The 21,796-nt window shown below is 39.4% G+C and carries 21 protein-coding genes; 6 read left to right on the top strand and 15 right to left on the bottom strand.

Features of this window, described 5'->3' with window-relative positions:
- Nucleotides 1–918: 918 nt before the first annotated feature.
- Entirely contained in the window at nt 919–1,665 is a 747-nt protein-coding gene (locus PQ479_RS20385) for a Cof-type HAD-IIB family hydrolase (protein ID WP_047988204.1), read from the bottom strand.
- A gap of 402 nt (nt 1,666–2,067) precedes the next feature.
- Nucleotides 2,068–3,309, bottom strand: coding sequence for an MFS transporter (locus PQ479_RS20380; RefSeq protein ID WP_047988203.1), 1,242 nt, complete (start codon nt 3,307–3,309; stop codon nt 2,068–2,070).
- 113 nt (nt 3,310–3,422) lie between these two features.
- Here PQ479_RS20380 and PQ479_RS20375 point away from each other — a divergent pair, with 113 nt between their 5' ends.
- Nucleotides 3,423–4,313, top strand: a complete 891-nt coding sequence (locus PQ479_RS20375; protein ID WP_047988202.1) for a LysR family transcriptional regulator — start codon at nt 3,423–3,425, stop codon at nt 4,311–4,313.
- A 25-nt stretch (nt 4,314–4,338) separates the two neighbouring features.
- Here PQ479_RS20375 and PQ479_RS20370 read toward each other — a convergent pair whose 3' ends face one another.
- On the bottom strand, nt 4,339–4,686 hold the full coding sequence (locus PQ479_RS20370; protein ID WP_047988201.1) for a winged helix-turn-helix transcriptional regulator: 348 nt from the start codon (nt 4,684–4,686) through the stop codon (nt 4,339–4,341).
- A gap of 116 nt (nt 4,687–4,802) precedes the next feature.
- Here PQ479_RS20370 and PQ479_RS20365 point away from each other — a divergent pair, with 116 nt between their 5' ends.
- Nucleotides 4,803–5,675: a VOC family protein gene (locus PQ479_RS20365; RefSeq protein WP_047988200.1), complete on the top strand. Its 873-nt coding sequence runs from the start codon at nt 4,803–4,805 to the stop codon at nt 5,673–5,675.
- 500 nt (nt 5,676–6,175) lie between these two features.
- On the opposite strand, the gene PQ479_RS20360 is transcribed toward PQ479_RS20365, so the two are convergent.
- The 7 genes from PQ479_RS20360 to PQ479_RS20330 form a co-directional block, all read right to left on the bottom strand.
- The gene (locus PQ479_RS20360) at nt 6,176–7,006 is read right to left on the bottom strand and encodes an undecaprenyl-diphosphate phosphatase (RefSeq protein ID WP_047988199.1); all 831 of its coding nucleotides are present in this window, start codon (nt 7,004–7,006) and stop codon (nt 6,176–6,178) included.
- 158 nt (nt 7,007–7,164) lie between these two features.
- Nucleotides 7,165–8,130 carry a calcium/sodium antiporter gene (locus PQ479_RS20355; protein WP_047988198.1) on the bottom strand — a complete coding sequence of 322 codons (966 nt, stop codon included), beginning with the start codon at nt 8,128–8,130 and terminating at the stop codon, nt 7,165–7,167.
- Nucleotides 8,131–8,284: 154 nt separating this feature from the next.
- Nucleotides 8,285–8,884 carry a nitroreductase family protein gene (locus PQ479_RS20350; protein WP_047988197.1) on the bottom strand — a complete coding sequence of 200 codons (600 nt, stop codon included), beginning with the start codon at nt 8,882–8,884 and terminating at the stop codon, nt 8,285–8,287.
- A 402-nt stretch (nt 8,885–9,286) separates the two neighbouring features.
- Nucleotides 9,287–9,475 carry a hypothetical protein gene (locus PQ479_RS20345; protein ID WP_273717184.1) on the bottom strand — a complete coding sequence of 63 codons (189 nt, stop codon included), beginning with the start codon at nt 9,473–9,475 and terminating at the stop codon, nt 9,287–9,289.
- Between the two features lie 637 nt (nt 9,476–10,112).
- A complete protein-coding gene (locus tag PQ479_RS20340) occupies nt 10,113–12,335 on the bottom strand; it encodes a heavy metal translocating P-type ATPase (protein ID WP_047988195.1) in 2,223 nt (740 codons plus the stop codon).
- Between the two features lie 68 nt (nt 12,336–12,403).
- Entirely contained in the window at nt 12,404–12,607 is a 204-nt protein-coding gene (copZ, locus tag PQ479_RS20335; RefSeq protein WP_047988194.1) for a copper chaperone CopZ, read from the bottom strand.
- A 54-nt stretch (nt 12,608–12,661) separates the two neighbouring features.
- Nucleotides 12,662–12,952 carry a metal-sensitive transcriptional regulator gene (locus PQ479_RS20330; protein ID WP_047988193.1) on the bottom strand — a complete coding sequence of 97 codons (291 nt, stop codon included), beginning with the start codon at nt 12,950–12,952 and terminating at the stop codon, nt 12,662–12,664.
- A 208-nt stretch (nt 12,953–13,160) separates the two neighbouring features.
- Here PQ479_RS20330 and PQ479_RS20325 point away from each other — a divergent pair, with 208 nt between their 5' ends.
- Both PQ479_RS20325 and PQ479_RS20320 read left to right on the top strand, forming a co-directional pair.
- Entirely contained in the window at nt 13,161–13,718 is a 558-nt protein-coding gene (locus PQ479_RS20325; RefSeq protein ID WP_047988192.1) for a cysteine hydrolase family protein, read from the top strand.
- A gap of 32 nt (nt 13,719–13,750) precedes the next feature.
- The gene (locus PQ479_RS20320; protein WP_047988191.1) at nt 13,751–15,229 is read left to right on the top strand and encodes a nicotinate phosphoribosyltransferase; all 1,479 of its coding nucleotides are present in this window, start codon (nt 13,751–13,753) and stop codon (nt 15,227–15,229) included.
- A 111-nt stretch (nt 15,230–15,340) separates the two neighbouring features.
- Here PQ479_RS20320 and PQ479_RS20315 read toward each other — a convergent pair whose 3' ends face one another.
- The 5 genes from PQ479_RS20315 to PQ479_RS20295 form a co-directional block, all read right to left on the bottom strand.
- Nucleotides 15,341–15,970, bottom strand: coding sequence for a glycerol-3-phosphate acyltransferase (locus PQ479_RS20315; protein ID WP_047988190.1), 630 nt, complete (start codon nt 15,968–15,970; stop codon nt 15,341–15,343).
- Between the two features lie 213 nt (nt 15,971–16,183).
- Nucleotides 16,184–17,020, bottom strand: a complete 837-nt coding sequence (locus PQ479_RS20310) for a 1,4-dihydroxy-6-naphtoate synthase (RefSeq protein ID WP_047988189.1) — start codon at nt 17,018–17,020, stop codon at nt 16,184–16,186.
- Nucleotides 17,017–17,679, bottom strand: a complete 663-nt coding sequence (locus PQ479_RS20305; protein WP_273717183.1) for a futalosine hydrolase — start codon at nt 17,677–17,679, stop codon at nt 17,017–17,019. The genes PQ479_RS20310 and PQ479_RS20305 overlap by 4 nt, the downstream gene beginning before the upstream one ends.
- A gap of 92 nt (nt 17,680–17,771) precedes the next feature.
- On the bottom strand, nt 17,772–19,334 hold the full coding sequence (gene abc-f, locus PQ479_RS20300) for a ribosomal protection-like ABC-F family protein (RefSeq protein WP_047988187.1): 1,563 nt from the start codon (nt 19,332–19,334) through the stop codon (nt 17,772–17,774).
- A 281-nt stretch (nt 19,335–19,615) separates the two neighbouring features.
- Nucleotides 19,616–20,239, bottom strand: a complete 624-nt coding sequence (locus tag PQ479_RS20295; protein WP_047988265.1) for a peptidylprolyl isomerase — start codon at nt 20,237–20,239, stop codon at nt 19,616–19,618.
- A 187-nt stretch (nt 20,240–20,426) separates the two neighbouring features.
- Here PQ479_RS20295 and PQ479_RS20290 point away from each other — a divergent pair, with 187 nt between their 5' ends.
- A complete protein-coding gene (locus PQ479_RS20290; RefSeq protein WP_047988186.1) occupies nt 20,427–21,494 on the top strand; it encodes a DUF3900 domain-containing protein in 1,068 nt (355 codons plus the stop codon).
- 93 nt (nt 21,495–21,587) lie between these two features.
- The coding region (locus PQ479_RS20285) for a hypothetical protein (protein WP_273717181.1) at nt 21,588–21,796 on the top strand (209 nt) is incomplete at its 3' end.

Below are 21,796 nucleotides of genomic sequence, written 5' to 3'. Positions count from 1 at the left end.
TTTCACCAAAAACCTCATTTTTTTAGATTTTATATGAAAGTTACTTAAGATGATATGCACATCTTCGATGAGCGCTCCGAGAATGGGGGACACGCTTTCCGCAGGCCTTGCTTGTGCCTCCGCGCGTCGCTTGCGGGGTCTCATCAGGCTATTCGTGCAGGAGTCGGCCACCCCATTTCCTCCGCTTGGGTTGGTGCATGCTTCTTGGTTAGAGAACTACTCATACAAAACCAATGAATGAAAAGCCAACAAATAAAAAAGCAAATACTAATTGAATGAAGTTCCACCAGTTATAGAGTGAAACCCTACTTATATGTTTGGAGAGGACTAGTTGTAAACGTACCCATAGGTTATGAAGTCGTCACTACATATGAATGACTACTTTGTGCAGATACTCCAAGATTTGGCCTCAGCAGTATCTTCACGATTCCTTATGAACCTTAAGCTGGAGATAGATGATTTTCATCTTTGTTGGTGGTGGAGCAGTTTTGGCTCCGACATGGGCGTTTTATATGAAAGTTAGTGCGAACATAGAGCGTTTATCACCGCTACCTAAAATCATGCTGTGCTGGGTACTGCTCACTCTTAAGTTTAAGCAACATCTACGCTCCGCATTGTCAGTTCTATTTTCGGTTTCATTGCTGCGTATTTTGTTTTGCTCCGCATTGTAGACCAGTTCACTCGGCTCCTTTGCTGCAAAAGCCACTTTCATATCTGTTGGTGGCGAAGTGAATCCGCTTCGCCATGTTGGTTTTGTATAGAAGTGAACTTAAGGGCGATAGGCTGTGCCTTGTGTGTTCTTCTTCAAAATCACTCTGGGACAGAGGACTTTTCTCAGGCGGGGACTGAACTCTAATCGCATAATAAAAAACCTAAAAAGTCTATGTTTAACCTTTTAGGTTTCTTAAGAATGATAAATTATTTAAGTACAAATTTTTCAATGGCCTTGGCGACACCATCTTCATTATGGGAAGAGGTAACCCAATCCGCTTCCTCTTTAATGATTGGCTGGGCATTACCCATGGCTACTCCAACACCGGCTTCACGAATCATCGCCAAATCATTAATGCTATCTCCACAAGCTAGGACTTCTTCCATCGTAATACTTAGCTTTTCACAAACTTTTTTAATGGCGTTCGCTTTATTAATACCTAAAGTATTAACTTCTAGATTGAACGGGTGAGAATTACTAATTTCAAACCCTCCATGTTCTTCTAAAGCTTTTAAAAGAGCATCGCGTACGTCTTCTGTCTCGAATTGAAAACCAAATTTGAGCCAGTTATGACGATCTGCATCGACTGGGAATTCATTTCTCCAAACTTTTTCTTCTGTAACGGCCCAATACTGAGTTTGATGTTTCTCCATTAGTTGATAGAGGAGTTCAATATCTGAAAAAGGAACGTTTTGTCGCTCTAAAATTTCTCCAGTCGGTCCCCAAATTTCACTTCCATTAACAGTAATATGATAGTCAAGCTTTAATGCTTCACGATACTCTTGACTTGTTAGTAAGGAGCGGCCTGTACTAAGCATGACATGTACCCCTTTTTCTTTTGCCGCTTCAATCGCTTGTTGATTTGCTGGGGATACAACATGCTCTGAATTTAATAAGGTACCATCCATATCTAATGCTATTAAACGTATTTCTTTTCTCTCCACTTTATTCATCCTTTCTTTTGTATGAAAGTTACTTATGAGCGACAGTTTGTGCCGTGAAGTTAGTTCGTCATCCATCTCGCGCTAAATGACCTTAGTAGAACAGTGCTCCCTGTTTGTTCAGGCCGACTCCTGATGGTGATCGAGCTGTAAACGGGCCAACAGTTTGAACTTTCGCCACTACTTTCATCTTTGTTGGTGGCGAAGTGAACCGTCTTCGCCATGAGCGTTTTATATGAAAGTTGGTGCTGATACTCATATGCGCGGTTCTATTTGTTCCTACCGAAAATCATGCTGCACAGCCTTTGGAGCTTAGATCTGCCATTAGTTTCCCTAGCCTCTTCTCCATGTTTTCATTCGAACTATTTACTGATACTTTTAGTTTATCTTATTGTGAAAAAAAGTACAAAGAAGCTAATCAATTCTTTGTACTTTCTCATCGTATAATCCAGCTTTTGATACCTGTTGATTTTCTCTTACCTTTGCTTGAGGCTTACTTATCAATCCAAAATATAAGCCAATTCCAATAAGCACATATATGGCACTCGTCATATAAAGTGTTTCAAAGCCTATAGTAGCGATTACCCAACCCAGTAAAGCTGAACCTAGACCTACACCAATATCAAATACGGATAAAAAGGTCGCTGTTGCCGCTCCCGCTCGATGGTAAGGGGCACCATTAATAGCAAGAGTTTGGAAGCTCGGAAATAGAGTTCCCCATCCGAGTCCAATAAATGCGGCTGCAAGTAAGAAGACGACGGTCGTTTCGCTTATACTTAAAATGAATAACCCGACCGCAAAAAAAACAATACATGGATACACAATGACGTTCGCTCCATAACGGTCAAAGATACGGCCTGTAAACGGCCTTGTAATAATCAAAATTACGGCATATACAATAAAAAATAAACCCGAAACAGAACCTAGCCCTATTTCTATAGCATAAACCGAAACAAAGGACAAAATCCCAGCATACACGATAGCAAAGAAACACGCTATGAAAGATATACGCAACGCACTTTTCTCGATGATGTCTTCTTTTTTTGAAATTGATTCACTGTTTACGTATCGCTCTTCAGAAAAAGTAAACCATAACATAACACTACATATAAACGCTCCTGTCGCTAAGACGGAGGCTACGGAAAACAACCAAACCTCTCCATAATTCTGAAGGATACTTATTCCTAGAAACGGACCAATAACCATACCTAAATTCATAGCTAAGACATAATAGCCCATTCCTTCACCACGCCTATGCTGAGGAATCACATCTGCAACAATCGCTCCTCCCGCCGTCGTAACCATACCAAAGCCAATTCCATGTAAGAAACGTAAGACGAGTAATCCAGGAATCGATAGTGGCACCAAATATAAAAAAGCCATGGCAGCAAATATGATAACCCCCACGAGCAAAATAATTTTTGAACCAAACCGTTCTATCATTCTCCCTGCTAATGGCCTTGTTACAATAGCAGAGATTAGCATAATGGTAGTCGTTAGCCCTGCTTCCATCGCTGTACCCTGTCGTACATCTAAAATAAATACAGGTAAACTCACCAATAAAACATAAAATGTGCTAAAAATAAAAAAAACGCATGCAGCGATGCTTATAAACCCTTTCGTCCATAATTTGGACTTTGTTTCTTCTTGTATCATATAACTTTACTCCCCATTTTTTATCTATTTGATCATAACAAATAGATTATCATATGAATAATATATATTTTATAATGTAGTTATATATATAAAATATAATAGAGGTGTCTAAAGTGGATATTAAAGCTCTTTATTATTTCAAAGTAATTGTTGAAAAAGGCAGCATCTCAAAAGCAGCTCACTTTTTACATATGGCTCAACCGCCTTTAAGTCAGCAACTCAAAAAGCTTGAACAAGAGATGGAAGCCACGTTAATTAAGCGCTATCGAGAAAAGTGGGAAGTGACCGAAGCCGGGCACGTCCTTTACCGCCATGCCAATGACATATTAAATCAGATGAGTAAAATTAAAGATGAGATTGTAGAAATAGCCGGAGGACTAAAAGGAACATTATCAATAGGGGTCGCTTCATCATGTATCACCATGTTGCCAAAAGCAATTAAACTTTTTAAAAAACAATATCCTTCTATCCATCTAAAACTCATTCAAGGTGATTCGGCTTTTATTCAAGAGAAGCTTGAGCGACAAGAAATTGACTGCGGTATTGTCCTTTCTCCGGAAAAACGTGAGCACTTTCACTATAGCGATCTACCTGCCCAACCCATCGTTGCCATTATTCCAGCAGCATGGAAGTCTGGTTTTCAACAGGAGAAAATTAGTACAATTGAACTCATTGAGCAGCCCATTATTTTGTTAAGCCCCTTAAAAGGGTACGATATTGCGGAAGATATATTAAACCATCTAAAAACATTTTCAAGTCCACTTCAAGTTATATTAGAGTGCCAGGATATCCCGACAATTATATCCTTAATTGCCAATGAAGTTGGCTTATCGATTATTCCGAAGCCTGACTTGGACTATATTAAACGTCAAGCAGTTTCTATCCTAGAACTGTCCGATTTTTCTAGGAAAGTGCAACCGGTTTTGGTTACCAACCAACTCACTTATATCAATCAAGCCACACATAATTTCATTCAATGCGTAACAGAAAGCACCCACTCATAAAAAGTGGGTGCTTCATCATTACTTCTTACATAGAGGATGATTGCTGTTCCTTGTTTTCCTTATTTTCTAAATGAATCTTATGATTTTTACCCCATTTATCCATAGCCTCTAAGATAGGAATTAAACTATTCGCATACTCAGTTAAGGAATACTCTACTCTTGGCGGTACCTCCGCATACACTTTTCTTTCCACGATATCTTGAGCTTCTAAGTCACGTAACTGGGCGGTAAGCATTTTTTGAGTAATCCCAGGTATTGCTCTTCGTAATTCATTAAAACGCATTTTGGGATTCATAATTAACTGATATAAAATTTTGTGAGTCCATTTTCCAACCAACACCTCTAAAGCTGCCTCAGCACGACAAGTTGACATGCTCTCACCCTTTCATTGTTTCCTTTTGTATACTATAGCACCTTTTAGTGCGTACTATCCAATTTTAGTATTCACGGGCATACTAAGAGTAACAACAGAAAATGGAGGTATAAGAAATGACATACACACTACATGCAGATACAAAGCTCGGTCAATTCCAACTAAAAGTAAGTCAGCTTGAACGTTCCATCAATTTTTATGAAAACATCCTAGGTTTTCAAACGTTATCTCGTTCAGATCAACATGCTTATTTGAGCGTTGATGGTGTTAACCCTTTACTCATTTTACAAGAGGTGAAAGGAGCAAAAGTGACACCACCCAACCAAACTGCAGGATTATATCACTTTGCCATCCTCCTCCCATCACGTAAGGAACTAGGGCTTTTACTAAAAAATATGATCGCCCACCAAATTCCTTTAGGCTCTGGCGACCACGGCGTAAGTGAAGCTTTCTATTTATCAGATCCTGATCAAAATGGCATTGAAGTTTACGCAGATAGACCACGCTCGCAATGGGAGATTGACGACCATGGACATTATGTAATGACAACAGAAGCTGTTGATGTTAAATCTATGCTCGATGTCGTTAACGATGAAACTTTTAAAGGATTACCAGCTGAAACCGTGTTAGGTCATGTGCACCTGCATGCCCACTCTCTCCCAGAAGCCGTTCAATTTTATCGAGATGTTATCGGCTTTGAGGTTGTGATGGATGTTTCAAGAATGGGAGCTACTTTTTTAGCAGCTGGTCGCTACCACCATCATCTCGGATTAAATCGTTGGGCAGGGCCACAAGCTCCTCTAAGAACTAGTGATGCAGTTGGACTTTCCTTTTACACGATTGTCGTCCCAACAGAAGAAGAGCTGGCACGTATTCAAGAACATTTCCAAGAACTGAACCAACCATTTGAAAATGACCAAACAACACTAAAGGTTGTCGACCCAAATGGAGTAAACGTTCATTTCGAAGTCCAAACACTAGCAGTCTAACGAGACTACTACTAACAAGCCAAAGAGAGTATTTCTATAACTCTTAACTGGTGACTTTTCATTGATAATTGGTTTTGAGGATACTCATATTTTGCCGTAACCCCCGCCACTTTTTGGATGTTGCTTGTAAGAGCAATTCCAAAAAGATTCAGTGCACCGCACAAACAGCCAACAACAAAGATAAAAGTAGAGGCGACTATTTAAACAGTTGCCCCTTTCACAACTCCATCACCACTAGGAGTCGCATGAACAAAAAGGGAGCAGTGTCATGTTAAGGTCGTCTATCGCCCCTAAGTCCACTTTCATACGAAACCCACATGGAGCCGTTAGCACAGCGCCACGCGATTGTCTCGGAGCATGATTTTCGGTAGCGGCAAGTAGAACCCCGCACCCAATTATTAGCATCACTTTCATACAAAAAACCGTCGGCATCTGTACAATGTCAACGGCTTTTATTTTTCATGTTAAAAGAAAAACATGAAACACTTATTCATTTTTATTTATCTAAACATTAAATAGCCCAAGACACCAAAACCTACGATAAAGCAGTAGATAGAGAAGTAAATAAGCTTACCGCTTTTCATAATATTAATAAAAATCTTTAAGGCAAAATAAGAAGCAAATAATGATGCGACAAACGCTATACTATATAAAAATATTTTTTCAGCAAATTGCGGGTCATTAAAAACATCATTTAACGCCAATATACCGCTACCTAAGCTAACTGGTATATAAAGAAAGAATGAGAACCGAAGTGCTAAATCTCTTGACCAACCAACAGCTAAAGCAGCAACAATCGTCGCACCCGAGCGACTAATTCCAGGCATCAAAGCGACCATTTGAGCTAAGCCAACAATAATAACAGCTTTTAGTGTCATATCAGATTCCGTTTTTGTCCCTTTAAGTTTACGAATAATAAAAAGGGCAACCCCAGTAACGAGTAAAGCAATGGCTATGATACTGATTCGACCAGTCTGTGTAGAAATCCAATCCTCTAACAGTAAACCCGCAATAGCAGCAGGTACAGTTGCAATGACTAAATAAACCCAAAATCGAAAATCATTTTCATAATCCGAGCTTTTCGTTTGTAAGTATCTTAGAGCACCACCGATAAGCCGAATTAAATCTTTTCGATAAATAAAAATGACGGCAATTAATGAAGCAAAGTTAACTAATATCTCAAAAGTAAGTCCTTCACTTTCTAATCCAAAAAAATATTGAGCCAAAACGAGATGACCACTTGATGATACAGGAATTGGCTCCGTAATTCCTTGTATTAATCCCAATATTAAATATTGTACCCATTCAGCTAGTTGTCCTAAGCTTTCCATAATATCTACTCCTATCCCCCATATATAGCACGACTACCTTGTCTATTGTAGTAACTCTACGCAAAGTGCGTATAAAGCACTTGTTAAAATTATATAAATCCCCGTTTACGGACAAGCACTTCTTCCATTATATGACGTTAAGAGTAAAATGAGAATCATTAATTTCGAATGATAATATAGACAAGGTAAACAAGATAAATAAGAATCAGTATACTTCCCTCTCCTTTACCTACCTTAAAGTTCGTTCGTGAGAAGATTAGCAGGACTAATGTAAATATAATAAGAATAACGACATCGACAATTACACGTGGGTCTACAGTTAGTGGTGTTATCGTCGCAGCAACTCCAAGGATAAACAGAATATTAAATACCCCACTACCGACAATATTTCCGAGTGCAATATCGCTCTCTTTTTTTATAGCCGCAATAATAGCTGTCACAAGCTCTGGTGATGATGTCCCAATCGCAACAATCGTTAAACCTACCAACGTCTCGCTCATTCCTAGCTGAATCGCTATCGCCGAACTGCTCGAAACAACAAACTCGCCTCCTAACAAAATCGCAAGTAAGCCAAGAACAGATATACCTATGGCCTTCCCCCATTTTTTCTCTACATTTTCGTAAGGGTGTGGTTTCCCTTTATCTCTAATCCTTTCTTTTCGAATTACTTCAATAATGTAATATAAAAAGACCGCGAATAGGAGTAAAAAAAGAATTCCTTCACTTCGCGTAATAACGTTTGCCCCACCCGAGTGCAAATTTTTATCATTCATCAAAATAAACAAGCTAATACTCGCCAATAATGTAAAAGGAATTTCCTTTCGAACAGTATTGTCTTGAACCTTTAAAGGATAAATCATCGCCATGACACCGACGATAAATGTCATATTAAAAAGGTTACTTCCGACCACATTACCTATCGCCATTGCTGAACTTCCTTTTAAAGCGGCAAGTACACTGATAATAAGCTCAGGAGCACTTGTCCCAAACGCAACAATCGTTAAGCCAATGACAAGTGGCGAAATGTTCATGTATTTTGCCATTGTAGAAGCACCATTAACAAAATAGTTAGCTCCACCAATGAGTACGATAAATCCAACTAGAAGTAGAATATAATTTAGCAATATATGAGCCTCCCACAGTTTCTTATTACTCAGTATTTACGCTTGTACTCATTCTTATTTTAGAAAGTGGGAAAAAATGAAAAAACCATCAACATTCACATAATTATTTTTGTGAACATGATGGTTTTGGACTGATATATTAGATTAGTTTCTTTTATTTAAATACTTTTACCCTTTCTTCTATCGGCAGAAATGACTTTTGGACGGGTTCTTGTCCTGCCATCCCAAAAGGCATTTGGGCTATGAGGCGCCATGAAGCAGGTATATCCCATTGCTCTTTTAGAAGATCATCTACAATGGGGTTATAATGCTGAATTGATGCGGCTAATCCTTGCTCAGCAAGTGCTGTCCATACGGCAAATTGCTGCATACCGGAGGATTGTTCGGTCCAAGCTTCAAACTTCCCTTTGAACTGAGGCTTATCCTTTTCATAAGTAGACGTTATCGCTTCATCATCAAAGAAAAGAATGGTTCCATAGCCTGATTGGAAGCCACTTAATTTTTTGTTCGTAACTTCAAATTGTTCAGTCGATAACTTTTCTTGGAGCAGGTCCTTGACTCCTTGCCAAAACTGCTTATGCTGCTCCTCGAATAAAATGGCTACCGTACTACTTTGTGAATGGAAGGCTGTTGGTGAATGCTTTACGACCTTTGAAACGATTTCAGTAATTTTTTCATTGGAAATGGGTGTTTCATTACGAACGATTCGAATTGTTCTACGTTGTTCTAGTGAATCTAAGAAATAACTAGACACAAAATCCCTACTTTCTACACGTTTTCATGCTAGCTACGTTAAATGATGAGCATTTACATGTCAAGTGTCCCCACTCACCATGGGTGATTTTCATAAAGAATTTAGCTTCCACTCAATAAACTTTCTACAGGACGTACAATACGGTGTTGTGTACCCCTTTTAATGAGACTCTGACAATAAGAACAGTGAATATACAGGGTTTCTTCGTTATTAATTCCATTCCAGCCTTTAGCAATAAGATGACTGAATAAGTTCAATGAACGAACCTCATATTTAAATAAGAGCCATAGGGCAAACGTACATAGAAGAAGCACAATGATCACTGACATCACTCCATCCACATTTAATAAAAACCATTGTACTTGGCTACACATTCAGCATCATTCTAAATTCTTCATTTCATTACTGAAAAAATAGAAGATAAGCAAATAGAAGAGCAAGTGCGAGACCAAAGATAAGATAAGGGGTTTTATGTAGGAGAAATTCGCTTTTTCTTTGGTTTGTTTGGCTCTTTGCTTCTACTTTGTTTTTTTGCATCGCTTCAATCGCATCTTCTTCCAACAAGACTGTATCTTCTTGCTGCTCACTCATCATTGATTGCCTCCTTAAAAATGTTTCTTGATATTTTTATTATACATAATTTCCCTTGTTTTTGTATGAAAGTTAGTTATGGGTGATAAGTTGTGCCTTGAAGTTAGCTGGTCATCCATCTCGCGATAAATGACCTTAGTAGGACAGTGCTCCCTGTTTGTTCAGGCCGACTCCTGATGGTGATCAAGTTGTAACGTGCCAACTGTTTAAAAAGTCGCCACTATCCACGAAGAATGGTCTTTGGTCAGATACTACATGGTTTGGCTTCCGTATCTTCACATTAACCCCCTCTTTGTGCAGATACTACATGGTTTGGCCTCCGTATCTTCACATTAACCCTCTCTTTGTGCAGATACTACATGGTTTGGCTTCCGTATCTTCACATTAACCCCCTCTTTGTGCAGATACTACATGGTTTGGCTTCCGTATCTTCACATTAACCCTCTCTTTGTGCAGATACTACATGGTTTGACCTCCGTATCTTCACATTAACCCCCTCTTTGTGCAGATACTACATGGTTTGGCCTCCGTATCTTCACATTAACCGCTTCTTTGTGCAGATACTTCTCCGATTTCCTTCAGCATCTGCACATTAACATTGCTTTTCCTTTCACCTCACCAGCTTCACCTTGACCTCTTATTTATTTGAGGACAATTTGTAGCGCTGTAACCTTAGAGCGTTGGCAACGACTGATACGGAGCTAAAAGCCATCGCCGCCCCTGCTACCCAAGGGGTTAATAAACCAAGTGCTGCTAATGGTAATCCAATGCCATTATAAACAAAAGCAAAAAATAAATTTTGTTTAATATTACGCATCGTTTTTTGGCTTAAATCAATGACATGGACGACTCCAGCTAGATGATTTTTCATTAATGCGACATCTGCTGATTCAATAGCAATATCCGTACCGGTCCCTAGTGCCATACCTATGTCCGCTTCACTCAATGCGGGTGCATCGTTAATCCCATCACCAACCATCGCCACTTGATAACCTTGTTGTTTAAATCGCTTAATTTGTTCCCTTTTCTGGTTGGGAAGCATCTCTGCATAGACATGTTCAATTCCTACCTGCTTTGCTATCGTTTGGGCGGTTCTATCGTTATCACCAGTCATCAAACACACTTCTACGTTACGTTTTTTTAATCGTTGAATAACCGTAATCGCTTCAGGTTTTATCACATCAGCTACCGCTATAAGTCCAATCAATTGTTTATTACGAGCAAAGAGGATCACCGATTTACCACTTGCTTCGTAAGTACGAATCGTATTCTCAAGCTGGTCACTCTTGACTCCTTCTAGCTTCATAAATGATCGCGTACCCAAAACAACATCATCCAAGCCAACCTTCGCTCGAACTCCACCACCTGTTACACTTTCAAAAAATATCGGCGGTTCAATTTGAAGGTTTTCCTCCTTCGCCTTCCTAACAACCGCTTGAGCAATTGGATGCTCAGATTGACTCTCAGCAGACGCCGCTAGACTGAGGACTTTTTCATACGTATCATCACTATAAACGACTAAATCAGTCACTTTCATATTTCCTTGCGTGATCGTTCCCGTTTTATCGAAAACAACCATGTTAATATCTTTGGCATTTTCTAATAGCACTCCACTTTTAAAAAAGATGCCATATTCAGCAGCCCTCCCTGATCCAGCCATAATCGAGGTAGGTGTAGCTAAGCCTAGTGCACAAGGGCAGGCAATCACTAGTACTGAAATAGCCGGTATTAAAGCCACTTTTAAATCATGAGGCAATAAAATAAAAAACCAAGCACAAAACACAACGATAGCAATAAAAATAACGCTAGGCACGAAGATATGCGAGACCCGATCTACAAGTTGTTGGATATTTGCTTTTGATCCTTGGGCATCCTCTACTGCCTGAATAATTTGGGCAAGAAACGACTCCTTTCCAACTCTTGTTGCTCTCATTCTTAATGCCCCATGAAAATTGACAGTCGCTCCGAAAACAAAGGCTCCTGCCATTTTTTCGCTCGGTTTACTTTCACCCGTAAGCATGGATTCATCTACAGAAGACGTGCCTGATAAGACAACCCCATCCACCGGTATTCTCTCTCCTGGCTTTACTAGTAGGTGATCCCCTTCCATGACATCAGTAACCGCTATAACAATCTGCTTGCCGTGACGAAAAACGGTCGCTTGATTCGGTTGCAAACTCAAAAGCTTCTTAATCGCCTGACTTGTTCTTCCTTTAGCTTTTAACTCTAAGCATTTCCCTAACATGACTAACGTTAATATGACGGCGCTTGCTTCGAAATACAAATCGATAGGACCTTGAATGCCTGCCAACCTTGATTCAAATAAGAGATAGACACTATACAAATAAGCAGCACTTGTTCCTAAGACAATTAATACATCCATATTGGCATGCTGGTTGCGTACCGCTTGAAAAGCACGAAGATAAAAAGGATAACCGACAATGATTTGTACAAAGGTAGCTAATACAAATTGTACAAGCGGTTCAAACAATATAGATGGTACTGTCATAAACGATAGAAAATGAAAGTGAAAAATCATAGTCAAACATAATGGAAAGGTTAATAGGGCAGAAAATAAAAACAACCTTACATGATAATCATACGTTTGTTTTTTGATGTCTTCTTTTCCCTGCTCTTCTTCCTCCGTTAATGCTCGATATCCTAATTTAGCAATTTTTTGCTCAAAATCATGCCTTGCTAAAATCGACGGGTTGTAAATAATGGTTGAGCGTTCTAATGCGTAATTGACATTGGATCTCAGAACTCCTTCCATCCTTGCCAAACCTTTCTCAATTCTTGTTGCACACGCCGCACATGTCATCCCTTCAATTTGTAGTGTCGCTTGTTTCTCCCCAGACAATATCGCACCCCCAAATAAAAAAGACCCCTTTGCTTGTTATCACAAAGAGGTCTTTATCACGTCATCATTTATTTTACGTCGTAGCCTTGTTCTTCAATCGTTTCTTTAATTTCTGATAAAGTTACTCTCGAGTCATCAAATTGTATTTCTACTTCACCAGTATCTAATCGTACTTCAACATTGGATACACCTGTTAATTCTCCTACATTACCTTCTACGGCCTTTACACAATGACCACATGACATACCTTCTACCTTTAGTAATTCCTTCATGTCGAATTCCTCCTGTAAATTGATTTATATGCAAAGGTTAATCATTTATTCCTTCTAACGTATCATTCTTTTTACGACCGACATTAATTCATCAATCGCCGCTTCGCCATCGCCCTCTTTAATCGCTTTTGCTACACAATGATGGGTATGATCTTCTGTTAAGGCAACAGATACTTTATTAAGTGCTGCTTGTACGGCAGAAATCTGGTTGAGAATATCGACACAGTAACGGTCGGATTCGACCATACTATGGATGCCTCTAACTTGACCTTCTATCCGCTTTAAGCGATTTAATAACTGCTGTTTGTTAGGCTGCACGGTCTTTTTGGCTGAGTGTTCGCTCAAAATCCCACCTCATTTCTTTATACATATACCCCGTATACCTAAGATAACATATACACATTGAAAGTCAAGATGAACCACCCTTACATTTTTTAGCTTTTACCTTCTTTCATTTAACTTCTTTAAAGGCTTGTACTTCTTCCTTTATTTTACCTTGACGAAAGGATTATAATAAAAGCAGAATATTTTCATACAATAAGGGGGTATTAAGATGACCAAGAAAGCTTTACTTAATATTGATTATACGAATGATTTTGTTGCTACTAACGGTGCATTAACATGCGGCGAACCCGGACAAGCCATTGAAACTGCTATTGTACAGCTAACCAAAGACTTTATCGTTCATGGTGATTTCACAGCTTTTATGATCGATCTTCATAAAGAAAGTGATAAGTTCCATCCTGAAACGAAGTTATTCCCACCACATAATATTGAAGGAACCGATGGCCGCCAGTTATACGGTCAACTCGCTCCTCTTTATGAGCAAAATCAATCATTACCCCATGTATTTTGGATCGACAAAACTCGTTATTCGGCATTTGCAGGAACTGAATTAGAGCTTTTATTACGAGAACGACAAATTACTGAGCTTCATTTAGTGGGGGTTTGTACCGATATTTGTGTACTGCACACAGCTGTTGATGCTTATAATAAAGGATTCGATCTTGTTATATACGAATCCGCCGTCGCTAGCTTTGATGCAGAGGGACATACATGGGCATTACGACATTTTGAAAATAGTCTAGGGGCAAAGGTCATCAAGCTATAATCCCTTATTTGTTAGACATTTGGAGGTTCATCATGCAAAATCATTATTCAGATGATAGTTTGGCACTACACACAGATTTATACCAAATTAATATGGCGGAAACCTATTGGGAAGATGGCGTTCATGAAAGAAAGGCAGTATTTGAACTTTTTTTTCGAAAACTCCCTTTTGGAAATGGCTATGCGGTCTTTGCAGGGCTTGAACGAGCGATTCAATATTTGAAGAACTTCCATTTTAGTGAATCAGACATTGATTATTTAAGCAATGTGTGCGGTTATCGAGATGACTTTCTTCAATATTTAAAAACCGTTCGATTTACTGGAACGTTACGTTCTATGAGAGAAGGGGAAATTGTTTTCGGCAATGAACCACTCATGCGAATTGAAGCACCATTAATTGAGGCTCAACTGATTGAAACAGCTCTATTAAACATTATTAATTATCAAACATTAATTGCCACAAAAGCGGCCCGCATTAAACATGTTTTAGGTGATGACATGGCGATGGAATTCGGTACTAGACGGGCACAAGAATTAGATGCCGCTATTTGGGGAACGAGAGCAGCGATTATTGGTGGATTTGATGCTACTTCCAATGTACGAGCTGGGAAGCTTTTTAATATACCCATCTCTGGTACGCATGCCCACTCGATGATTCAAGCCTATCGTGATGAATATACAGCATTCCATAAATACGCCAGACGCCATAAAGATTGTGTTTTTCTAGTCGATACGTATAACACCTTAAAGTCTGGGGTCCCTAATGCCATAAAAGTGGCGAAGGAATTAGGTGACAAAATTAATTTTAAAGCGGTTAGGCTCGATAGTGGTGACTTAGCCTTTTTATCTAAAAAGGTAAGAAAAATGCTCGACGACGCTGGTTTCCCTGACGTTAAAATCGTTGCATCCAATGATTTAGATGAAGATACAATTATTAACCTCAAGCAACAAGGAGCACAAATAGATATCTGGGGTATTGGAACAAAACTCATTACTGCTTATGATCAACCAGCATTGGGTGCCGTTTATAAGCTTGTATCTATTGAAGATGAAAATGGTCAATTAACCGATACGATTAAAATAAGTGGAAACCCTGAAAAAGTGACCACACCTGGATTAAAACGTGTTTACCGCATTATTAACCGTTACACAAAAAAATCAGAAGGTGATTACATCGCCTTAGAGCATGAAAATCCAAATGAAGAAGATGTACTTCATATGTTTCACCCAGTTCATACGTTTATTAGTAAATACGTCCATCAATTCGATGCGATCGATTTACATGAAGTCATTTTTGAAGATGGTGTGCTTCGCTATGAAAATCCACCATTACTCGCGATTAAGAACTTCACTGCTGAACAACTATTGCTTTTATGGGATGAATACAAAAGAACCTTACACCCTGAAGAATACCCGGTTGACTTAAGTGAAGCATGTTATCAAAATAAAATGGACAATATCAAAAAAGTCAAAATGAAAGTTGATGCTTTTATTCGAGAACATGATCGTTAATTAAACGATTATTTAATTGACTTTAGTAAGCGTAGTAAACTTCTTCTAAGCATTCAAACTAAAATAAAGAGACAAGAGATTACGATGAACCTCTTGTCTCTTATTCTTTTATTAGGCAGGCCTTTTCCTAAACATACTCGAAATCGTCTTCTCGGTTTTATTGGCAATGCGCTGATAATTTTCTAGATGTTTATACGTGCTTAATAAAAGCAATGATAAGGCAATGAGTGTACTATATAAGCCAAAATCAAAAATAAAAGTCGTGACGACAAATAGCACATACATCGAAACAACACCGATGACTAAATAATTGCTGACAAAGGTTACGAGCAGTAATGAGACGATACAGATTAAAGCAATTCTCAAGTCAAGGACGAGTAGGACACCAACCATCGAGGCTGTCCCTTTCCCACCACTAAAACGCATCGTCATTGGGAATATGTGACCAATCACAACAAAAAATCCGACGACATACATGAGCGTATGAATCAGTTGTTCAGAAGCCCCATAATAGGGACCAAGAATTTGAACCATAATGACAGGAAAAACAGCTTTACAAATATCAATGAGGGCAACAATAATCCCATACTTCCACCCTAATAATATCGTTGTATTTGATGCCCCAGCATTCTTGACCCCTGTACTCTTAATATCTACTTTTTTTATTTTTCCGATTATTTGTGACCCGTGCAGGCATCCAAATAAATAACTTAGGAATATAGCTATTAAAATATACTCCATTTTGAAACACCCTCCCCCAAAGAGTTATTCTTTATTATTTATGAGCGGATGAAGTGACTCATTCACAAAATGTCGCTTAAAATTTAAACTATTAGCACTAGATACTAATAGTTTATCATAAATCAACTATTTCAAAAGCCCTTTTCTTTTTTCCAAACAAAAAAACTGATGAAACTCCTTGCTAAAATGAGTTCCACCAGTTTGACATAAGCATTATTTTCTCAGTAATTCCAAATCAAACAACGGCACATGACCATCTTCCATCGCTCTCCCCAACAAAGATTCAACAGCCGCATAGCCGTCGTCACCGAGCTGTAACGAGAACTCATTCACATAAAGGTCAATATGAGACTGGGCAACCTCCACAGACATCTCTTGAGCATGAGTCATCACATAATTGCTAGATGCTTCTGGATGGTCCCATGCATATTGCACAGAAGCTTGGATCCAGTTCTCGATCCCTTCTAGCTTACTATCCCTTCTTACAATGATGGCTCCGAGTGGGATTGGCAAACCTGTATCCTCCTCCCACCAATTACCTAAATCCTGCAAGAGTGCCAAGTCATAATTTTGGTACGTAAACCTGGCTTCGTGAATCACTAATCCTGCATCCACCTCACCGTTTTTGACAGCAGGCATGATTTCATCAAAAGGCATAACGACAATTTCCCCAATACCAGCAGGGATTTCCTGCTTCACCCATAATCGAAACAGTAAATAAGCAGTTGAACGATCGCTTGGAACGGCAATTCTTTTACCTGCGAGCTCACTAGGCTTGCTGAGTTTTTCTTGCGTTAAAACTAACGGGCCACAACCTCTGCCTAAAGCACCTCCACACGGGATTAACCGATAATCTTCAAGTAACCAAGGTAGGGCCGCATAAGAGACCTTCATAATTTCTGGCCCTTCCATTCGCGCTGCCCAATAATTCGTTTTATCGATATCAGCATACGTTACTTCTAACTCAGGAGCTTCTACAAGTCCAAAAACAGCAGCATGGAAAATAAATGTATCATTTGGGCAAGGGGAAAAGGCAATCTTCGTTTTCATGATAACACCTCCACAATCACTTCAGTGACATCTTTAAGCTGTGCAAATGCTTCCTTTAGCTTCCAAGCTTCGCGATTACGTGGACCAATCTCATTAGAAATTGTCCGAATCTCTAATACCGGAGTTTGACATAACCTTGCTGCTGTTGCAACACCAGCTCCTTCCATCGCCTCAGCTACCGCGTTAGGATATCTTTCTCTTAATTGCTCCGTTGTTTCTTTTGTACCCGTTGTCGTATTAACAGTCAAAATCATTCCTTGAACACTTGGCACATTTCGTTCTACTAACGCTTTATAAATAGACTTTTGACTATTTTTATCAACAGAGAAACTAGGATCACCTAATTGTAATTCATGTAATGGAATAAATCCTTCAGGAGACTCTGCTCCAAGGTCTGCTGCTATAATTGAGTTAGCAACAACCACTGAGCCTACAGGTGCTTGCTCTTTGAACGCCCCACCAATTCCTAGGTTAATCACCAATGAATATTCTTTTTCTTGTAAAGCCTTCATCGTAGTTGCAGCAGCACACATTGGCCCCACACCCATAACTCTTACATCAATATCCGCAAGGCCATTAAGTCTTTCTTCAACAGCTAAACGCTCGGCCTCAACTGATACCATGATTAATATACGTTGATTTCGTTCGATTTTTTCCACAGCCTGTACACCCTTTGCATTCAAACTTTAATACTGCTTTTAGTTTATCAATACCAAGAGCGTTTGAAAAGGAACGAGGCTGCTCTCCTTCGTCAGCCAAGACGTTTTTTCTCTGTCAATAATTCTTGGAACCTGACCTCCAACTTTGCTTTTTCTTTTGTATCCAAGACGATCGAAAGCTTGCTTACTATCTCGGTTATCTCCAAGTTAACCCTGAGCTTCTGCTCCTCCAAATCACCAATTTGCCGCTCCTTTAACTGCTTTTGCGACTGAAAATAGGCACTGCCATTCTCAATGACGATTTGGTCGGTTGCTAGCTCATTTGTAAAGAAGCGATCGTGACTGACAAAAATAATGGTTCCTGGATACGCCGTAAGCACTTTTGCCAGAGCTTCCTTCGTTGGTAAGTCGAGGAAATTAGTTGGTTCATCAAGAAGCAGTACATTGGCTTGACTGAGAAACACTTTAATAAGTGATGTTTTTACCCGCTCTCCTCCACTCAAATCCTTCACTTTTTTATGAACATCTTCGCTTTTAAACAAAAGCCTAGCTAGCACCGCACGGATAAAATGCTCGGGGTAATTACTGGATTTCTGAATGTTTTCGATAATCGTTAACGATTCATCTAAGTTTTCAAGCTGCTGGTAAAAGTATGCCAGATCAGCTACTTGAGAGCGTGAAATCCCAGTTGATCCCGCGTAAATTTGTTGTAATAACGTCGTTTTCCCAACTCCATTTCGACCTACAATAGCAACCTTCTCACCCGGCTTAATCGTTCCTGTTAATTGGTTAAAGAGCTCTTTATTGCCTACTTTCGCTGCAACTTGTTGAAACTGAACAACCGTTTTACTATGAATAGGGTGAAAGAAGTCTAAATCAAAGTGGATCACTTCTTCTGACCTTGGCTTATCTTTTTTCTCTAACTGATTAATTCGCGTTTCAATCGCTTTAACTCCTCGATTTAATTTTGCCTTTTTCGTTCCTACCGCACGTTTGTGTAATCTCGCCTCTGAATTACCCATTCGTGACGGTGCTTTTTTCAACGAATTCGAGCGTTCGCTTTGAGCTGTTGCCGTCTCCTCCAAGCGCTTTTTCTCTTTGGTGTACTGCTCAAATTCAAACCGCTGACGCTCTCGCTTTTTTTGCTTTTGCTCTTGATAAGCCTCATAATTCCCTTCATAGACAAATACCCTACCATCGTCTACTTCCCAAATTTTCGTACACACCCGATTCAAAAGCGTGCGATCGTGAGAAATAAGGAGCAGTAAGCCACGATAACTTAAGAAATGATGCTCTAGATCTTTAATACCTTCTAAATCTAAATGACTCGTTGGCTCATCGGCTAGAAGAATTTCAGTGGAGGGCTTAAGAGCCTCCTTTATTTTTTCCTTCGTCTTTTCACCACCACTTAATGAGGCATTTATCAACCCTTCCTCATTTAGCTGGGCAATATACGCATAATCACCTTTCACCTGAACCGTGCCTTGGTCCGCTTGCAGCTCTCCAATTAAAAGCTTAAGTAAACTCGATTTACCTGCACCGTTTTTTCCTACAACACCGATTCGCTCTCCACTATACGCTTGGAGTTGTTCAATTTCAAAAAGGGTTCTATCACCATAACTCTTCTGGACTTGACGAATATCTAATAAAAGCATAAAAAAAACCTCCCTAGTCACTAGAGAGGATAATCATCGTTCATAAGTATACGCACAGAAAATAAACGTCTTTTACTATAAAAAAGACAGATATCCTTAAAAAAGAAGATTTGATTCTGTTTATACCCTATAAATGAACATACGTATCCTATCTAGATCACTCAATTGTTGTTTGTATTCACATGCAAATTAAGTGTTAAAATAGGATTCTTACTTCATTGTATAAGGTACCTTCCTTTTCCTTTAATATACATTTAGGTTATCTGAAACGTTTCTTCATGTCAAGAGGATGAATCTTCTACAAACTTAACCGTCATTTGTTTAATTACCTGCTCATGTCCAGACGCTGGTGTTTCACCTACCGTCTCAGCGTTTTCAATTTCGTGAACGACTTCGATTCCTTCAATAACTTGACCAAAACCAGCATAATCACCATCTAGATGTGGAGATGCGCCTACCATAATAAAGAATTGCGAACCTGCTGAGTCTGGGTGTCCACTTCGTGCCATTGATATAACACCTGTCTCATGTAATAAATCATTATCAAAGCCGTTGCTAGCAAACTCTCCTTCTACGGTATGTCCCGGACCACCGGTACCGTTCCCTGCAGGGTCACCACCTTGAATCATAAACCCTGGTATAATTCGATGAAATGTTAACCCATCATAAAAACCTTCCTCTACTAAAGAAACAAAATTATTAACCGTTTTTGGAGCAATCTCTGGGTAAAGTTCGATAACGACTTGTCCACCATCTTCCATCTCCATCGTCACAAGGGGTGTCATCCCTTCAGGCACTACCGTCGTTTCACCTTCTGATTCTCCATCTCCTTGAACCTGTCCATCGTCTGTATTCGCTGTCCCACATGCTGCAAGCAGTAAGAGACTAGCGACCAAGCCAAGCATCCATCCTTTTTTCAATGTCTACACCCCATTATTTATTTTTCTCACAAGAAAAACATACCAAAAATCAGAAGGCAAAGTCAAAAATGACTCTCCTTTCCATCCGTTTCAGATTGACGAAATGACGAGTAACTTCTATACTGAAAAAATCGTCAAAACGTCTATAGGCATGAAAAGGCAGGGGAACTAGATGGATTTTGAAATTCAGTATTTATCATTTTATGTCATTGAAATTATCGGTCAAGAGGAACAAACGAATAAATTATATAAGCACTTCCAAACATTAAACAAAGAAGAATTCGAACAAAGCCAACTTAAGGACTTCTTAGATGGTGAACTGAAAAAAATCGTTAAGCGGAAAGTAGAAAGACATCCTAAATCAGAGCAAGTCCCTACCAAAGTGGGCCGCTTCCATACAGAACCTGGACATGAATTAACATCCAATCCAAACTATAATATGTTTCATCGCGTTCGTTTTGCTGGGTCAAAAACGGAATTTCAAGAGGCTTCAGAGAAGTTTGTTGAAAACTACTTAGAAACAAGTGCTGTTAGAGGTGGTGCTTTCCTTGTCGCCACAGCAGTGCCGCGTAAATTTTATGATGATGCCTTTGTATTTATATTAAAATGTGACTTCGAACCAAAAGTAGCCTCTATCGCTGATGCTTCTTCTTTAATTCGAAAGGTTGAGCATGCGATTACAACAAAAAACATGAAATCGATTCAATATCCATATATGCCTGAAGAGGGCATGATTGAGGAAGCGGAAGTAAAAATTCACCAAGCCTCACACGCTCGTTATTTTGAAGAGTTCTTAAAATACGTGGAATACGGCGATGCCATGCCAACTATTATTAAATCTCAGGTCCTGAACATGGTCCAAGAGCATGTTCAAGAAACGTTCGCCGATCATTCGAATCAGGAAGAAAAACAAAAGTTTGAGCACGAATTAGAAATCTGGGAAGCCAGTGACAAACGCGAAATCTCAGAACGTTTAGATACACATCAAGTTATGGAAGCATCTGCTCAAATCGTTGAACAAACACCTGAAGCAGAAATAAAAATGAAACTAGGTGAAACGTCCATTAGAGCATTATTAGCCGACTTCGGCGAAACCTTACATCTTGCTAAACTTAACGGACGCTACGTCCTTGTCGTAGAAGCCGAAGCGATTCAATTTGAAAAAGGCGTCTCTCCGGTTGAATTTTACAAACCAGAGGACTTACGGCAAATTATTGATAAGATTAGTCAAAAGGAGTAGGTCAAAGGCAATGTTTGTACGTTGTTCAGAGTCAAAGCAGTCGTTTAGCTTTTAAAGACAAGAATACGAGCTCACAACCTCGAGATTACGTGTTTGCCCGGGCTTTCTCCTTCTTTTCCCGCCCGCACCCCCGTGATTCAGCGTTTACTCGGGGTTACTCTCGCTTTTCCCGCCCGCAACCCCGCGATTCAGCGTTTGCTCGGGCTTTCTCTCGCTTTTTTTTCTGCCCGCAACCCCGTGATTCATCGTTTGCTCGGGGTTACTCTCGCTTTTTCTGCCCGCAACCCCGCGATTCAGCATTT

Origin of the sequence: Alkalihalobacillus pseudalcaliphilus, assembly GCF_028610675.1 — a bacterium.
Lineage (GTDB): Bacteria > Bacillota > Bacilli > Bacillales > Bacillaceae_D > Alkalihalobacillus > Alkalihalobacillus pseudalcaliphilus.
Note: the sequence above shows the minus strand (reverse complement) of the source record. Positions and strands in the feature narration are given on the sequence as shown.

Excerpts from the sequence above, each read along its gene's own strand:
- PQ479_RS20385 (WP_047988204.1), bottom strand. The coding sequence starts at position 1,665 with ATGAATAAAGTGGAGAGAAAAGAAATACGTTTAATAGCATTAGATATG.
- PQ479_RS20380 (WP_047988203.1), bottom strand. The coding sequence starts at position 3,309 with ATGATACAAGAAGAAACAAAGTCCAAATTATGGACGAAAGGGTTTATA.
- PQ479_RS20370 (WP_047988201.1), bottom strand. The coding sequence starts at position 4,686 with ATGTCAACTTGTCGTGCTGAGGCAGCTTTAGAGGTGTTGGTTGGAAAA.
- PQ479_RS20365 (WP_047988200.1), top strand. The coding sequence starts at position 4,803 with ATGACATACACACTACATGCAGATACAAAGCTCGGTCAATTCCAACTA.
- PQ479_RS20360 (WP_047988199.1), bottom strand. The coding sequence starts at position 7,006 with ATGGAAAGCTTAGGACAACTAGCTGAATGGGTACAATATTTAATATTG.
- PQ479_RS20345 (WP_273717184.1), bottom strand. The coding sequence starts at position 9,475 with ATGAGTGAGCAGCAAGAAGATACAGTCTTGTTGGAAGAAGATGCGATT.
- copZ (WP_047988194.1), bottom strand. The coding sequence starts at position 12,607 with ATGAAGGAATTACTAAAGGTAGAAGGTATGTCATGTGGTCATTGTGTA.
- PQ479_RS20325 (WP_047988192.1), top strand. The coding sequence starts at position 13,161 with ATGACCAAGAAAGCTTTACTTAATATTGATTATACGAATGATTTTGTT.
- PQ479_RS20320 (WP_047988191.1), top strand. The coding sequence starts at position 13,751 with ATGCAAAATCATTATTCAGATGATAGTTTGGCACTACACACAGATTTA.
- PQ479_RS20315 (WP_047988190.1), bottom strand. The coding sequence starts at position 15,970 with ATGGAGTATATTTTAATAGCTATATTCCTAAGTTATTTATTTGGATGC.
- PQ479_RS20310 (WP_047988189.1), bottom strand. The coding sequence starts at position 17,020 with ATGAAAACGAAGATTGCCTTTTCCCCTTGCCCAAATGATACATTTATT.
- abc-f (WP_047988187.1), bottom strand. The coding sequence starts at position 19,334 with ATGCTTTTATTAGATATTCGTCAAGTCCAGAAGAGTTATGGTGATAGA.
- PQ479_RS20295 (WP_047988265.1), bottom strand. The coding sequence starts at position 20,239 with ATGCTTGGCTTGGTCGCTAGTCTCTTACTGCTTGCAGCATGTGGGACA.
- PQ479_RS20290 (WP_047988186.1), top strand. The coding sequence starts at position 20,427 with ATGGATTTTGAAATTCAGTATTTATCATTTTATGTCATTGAAATTATC.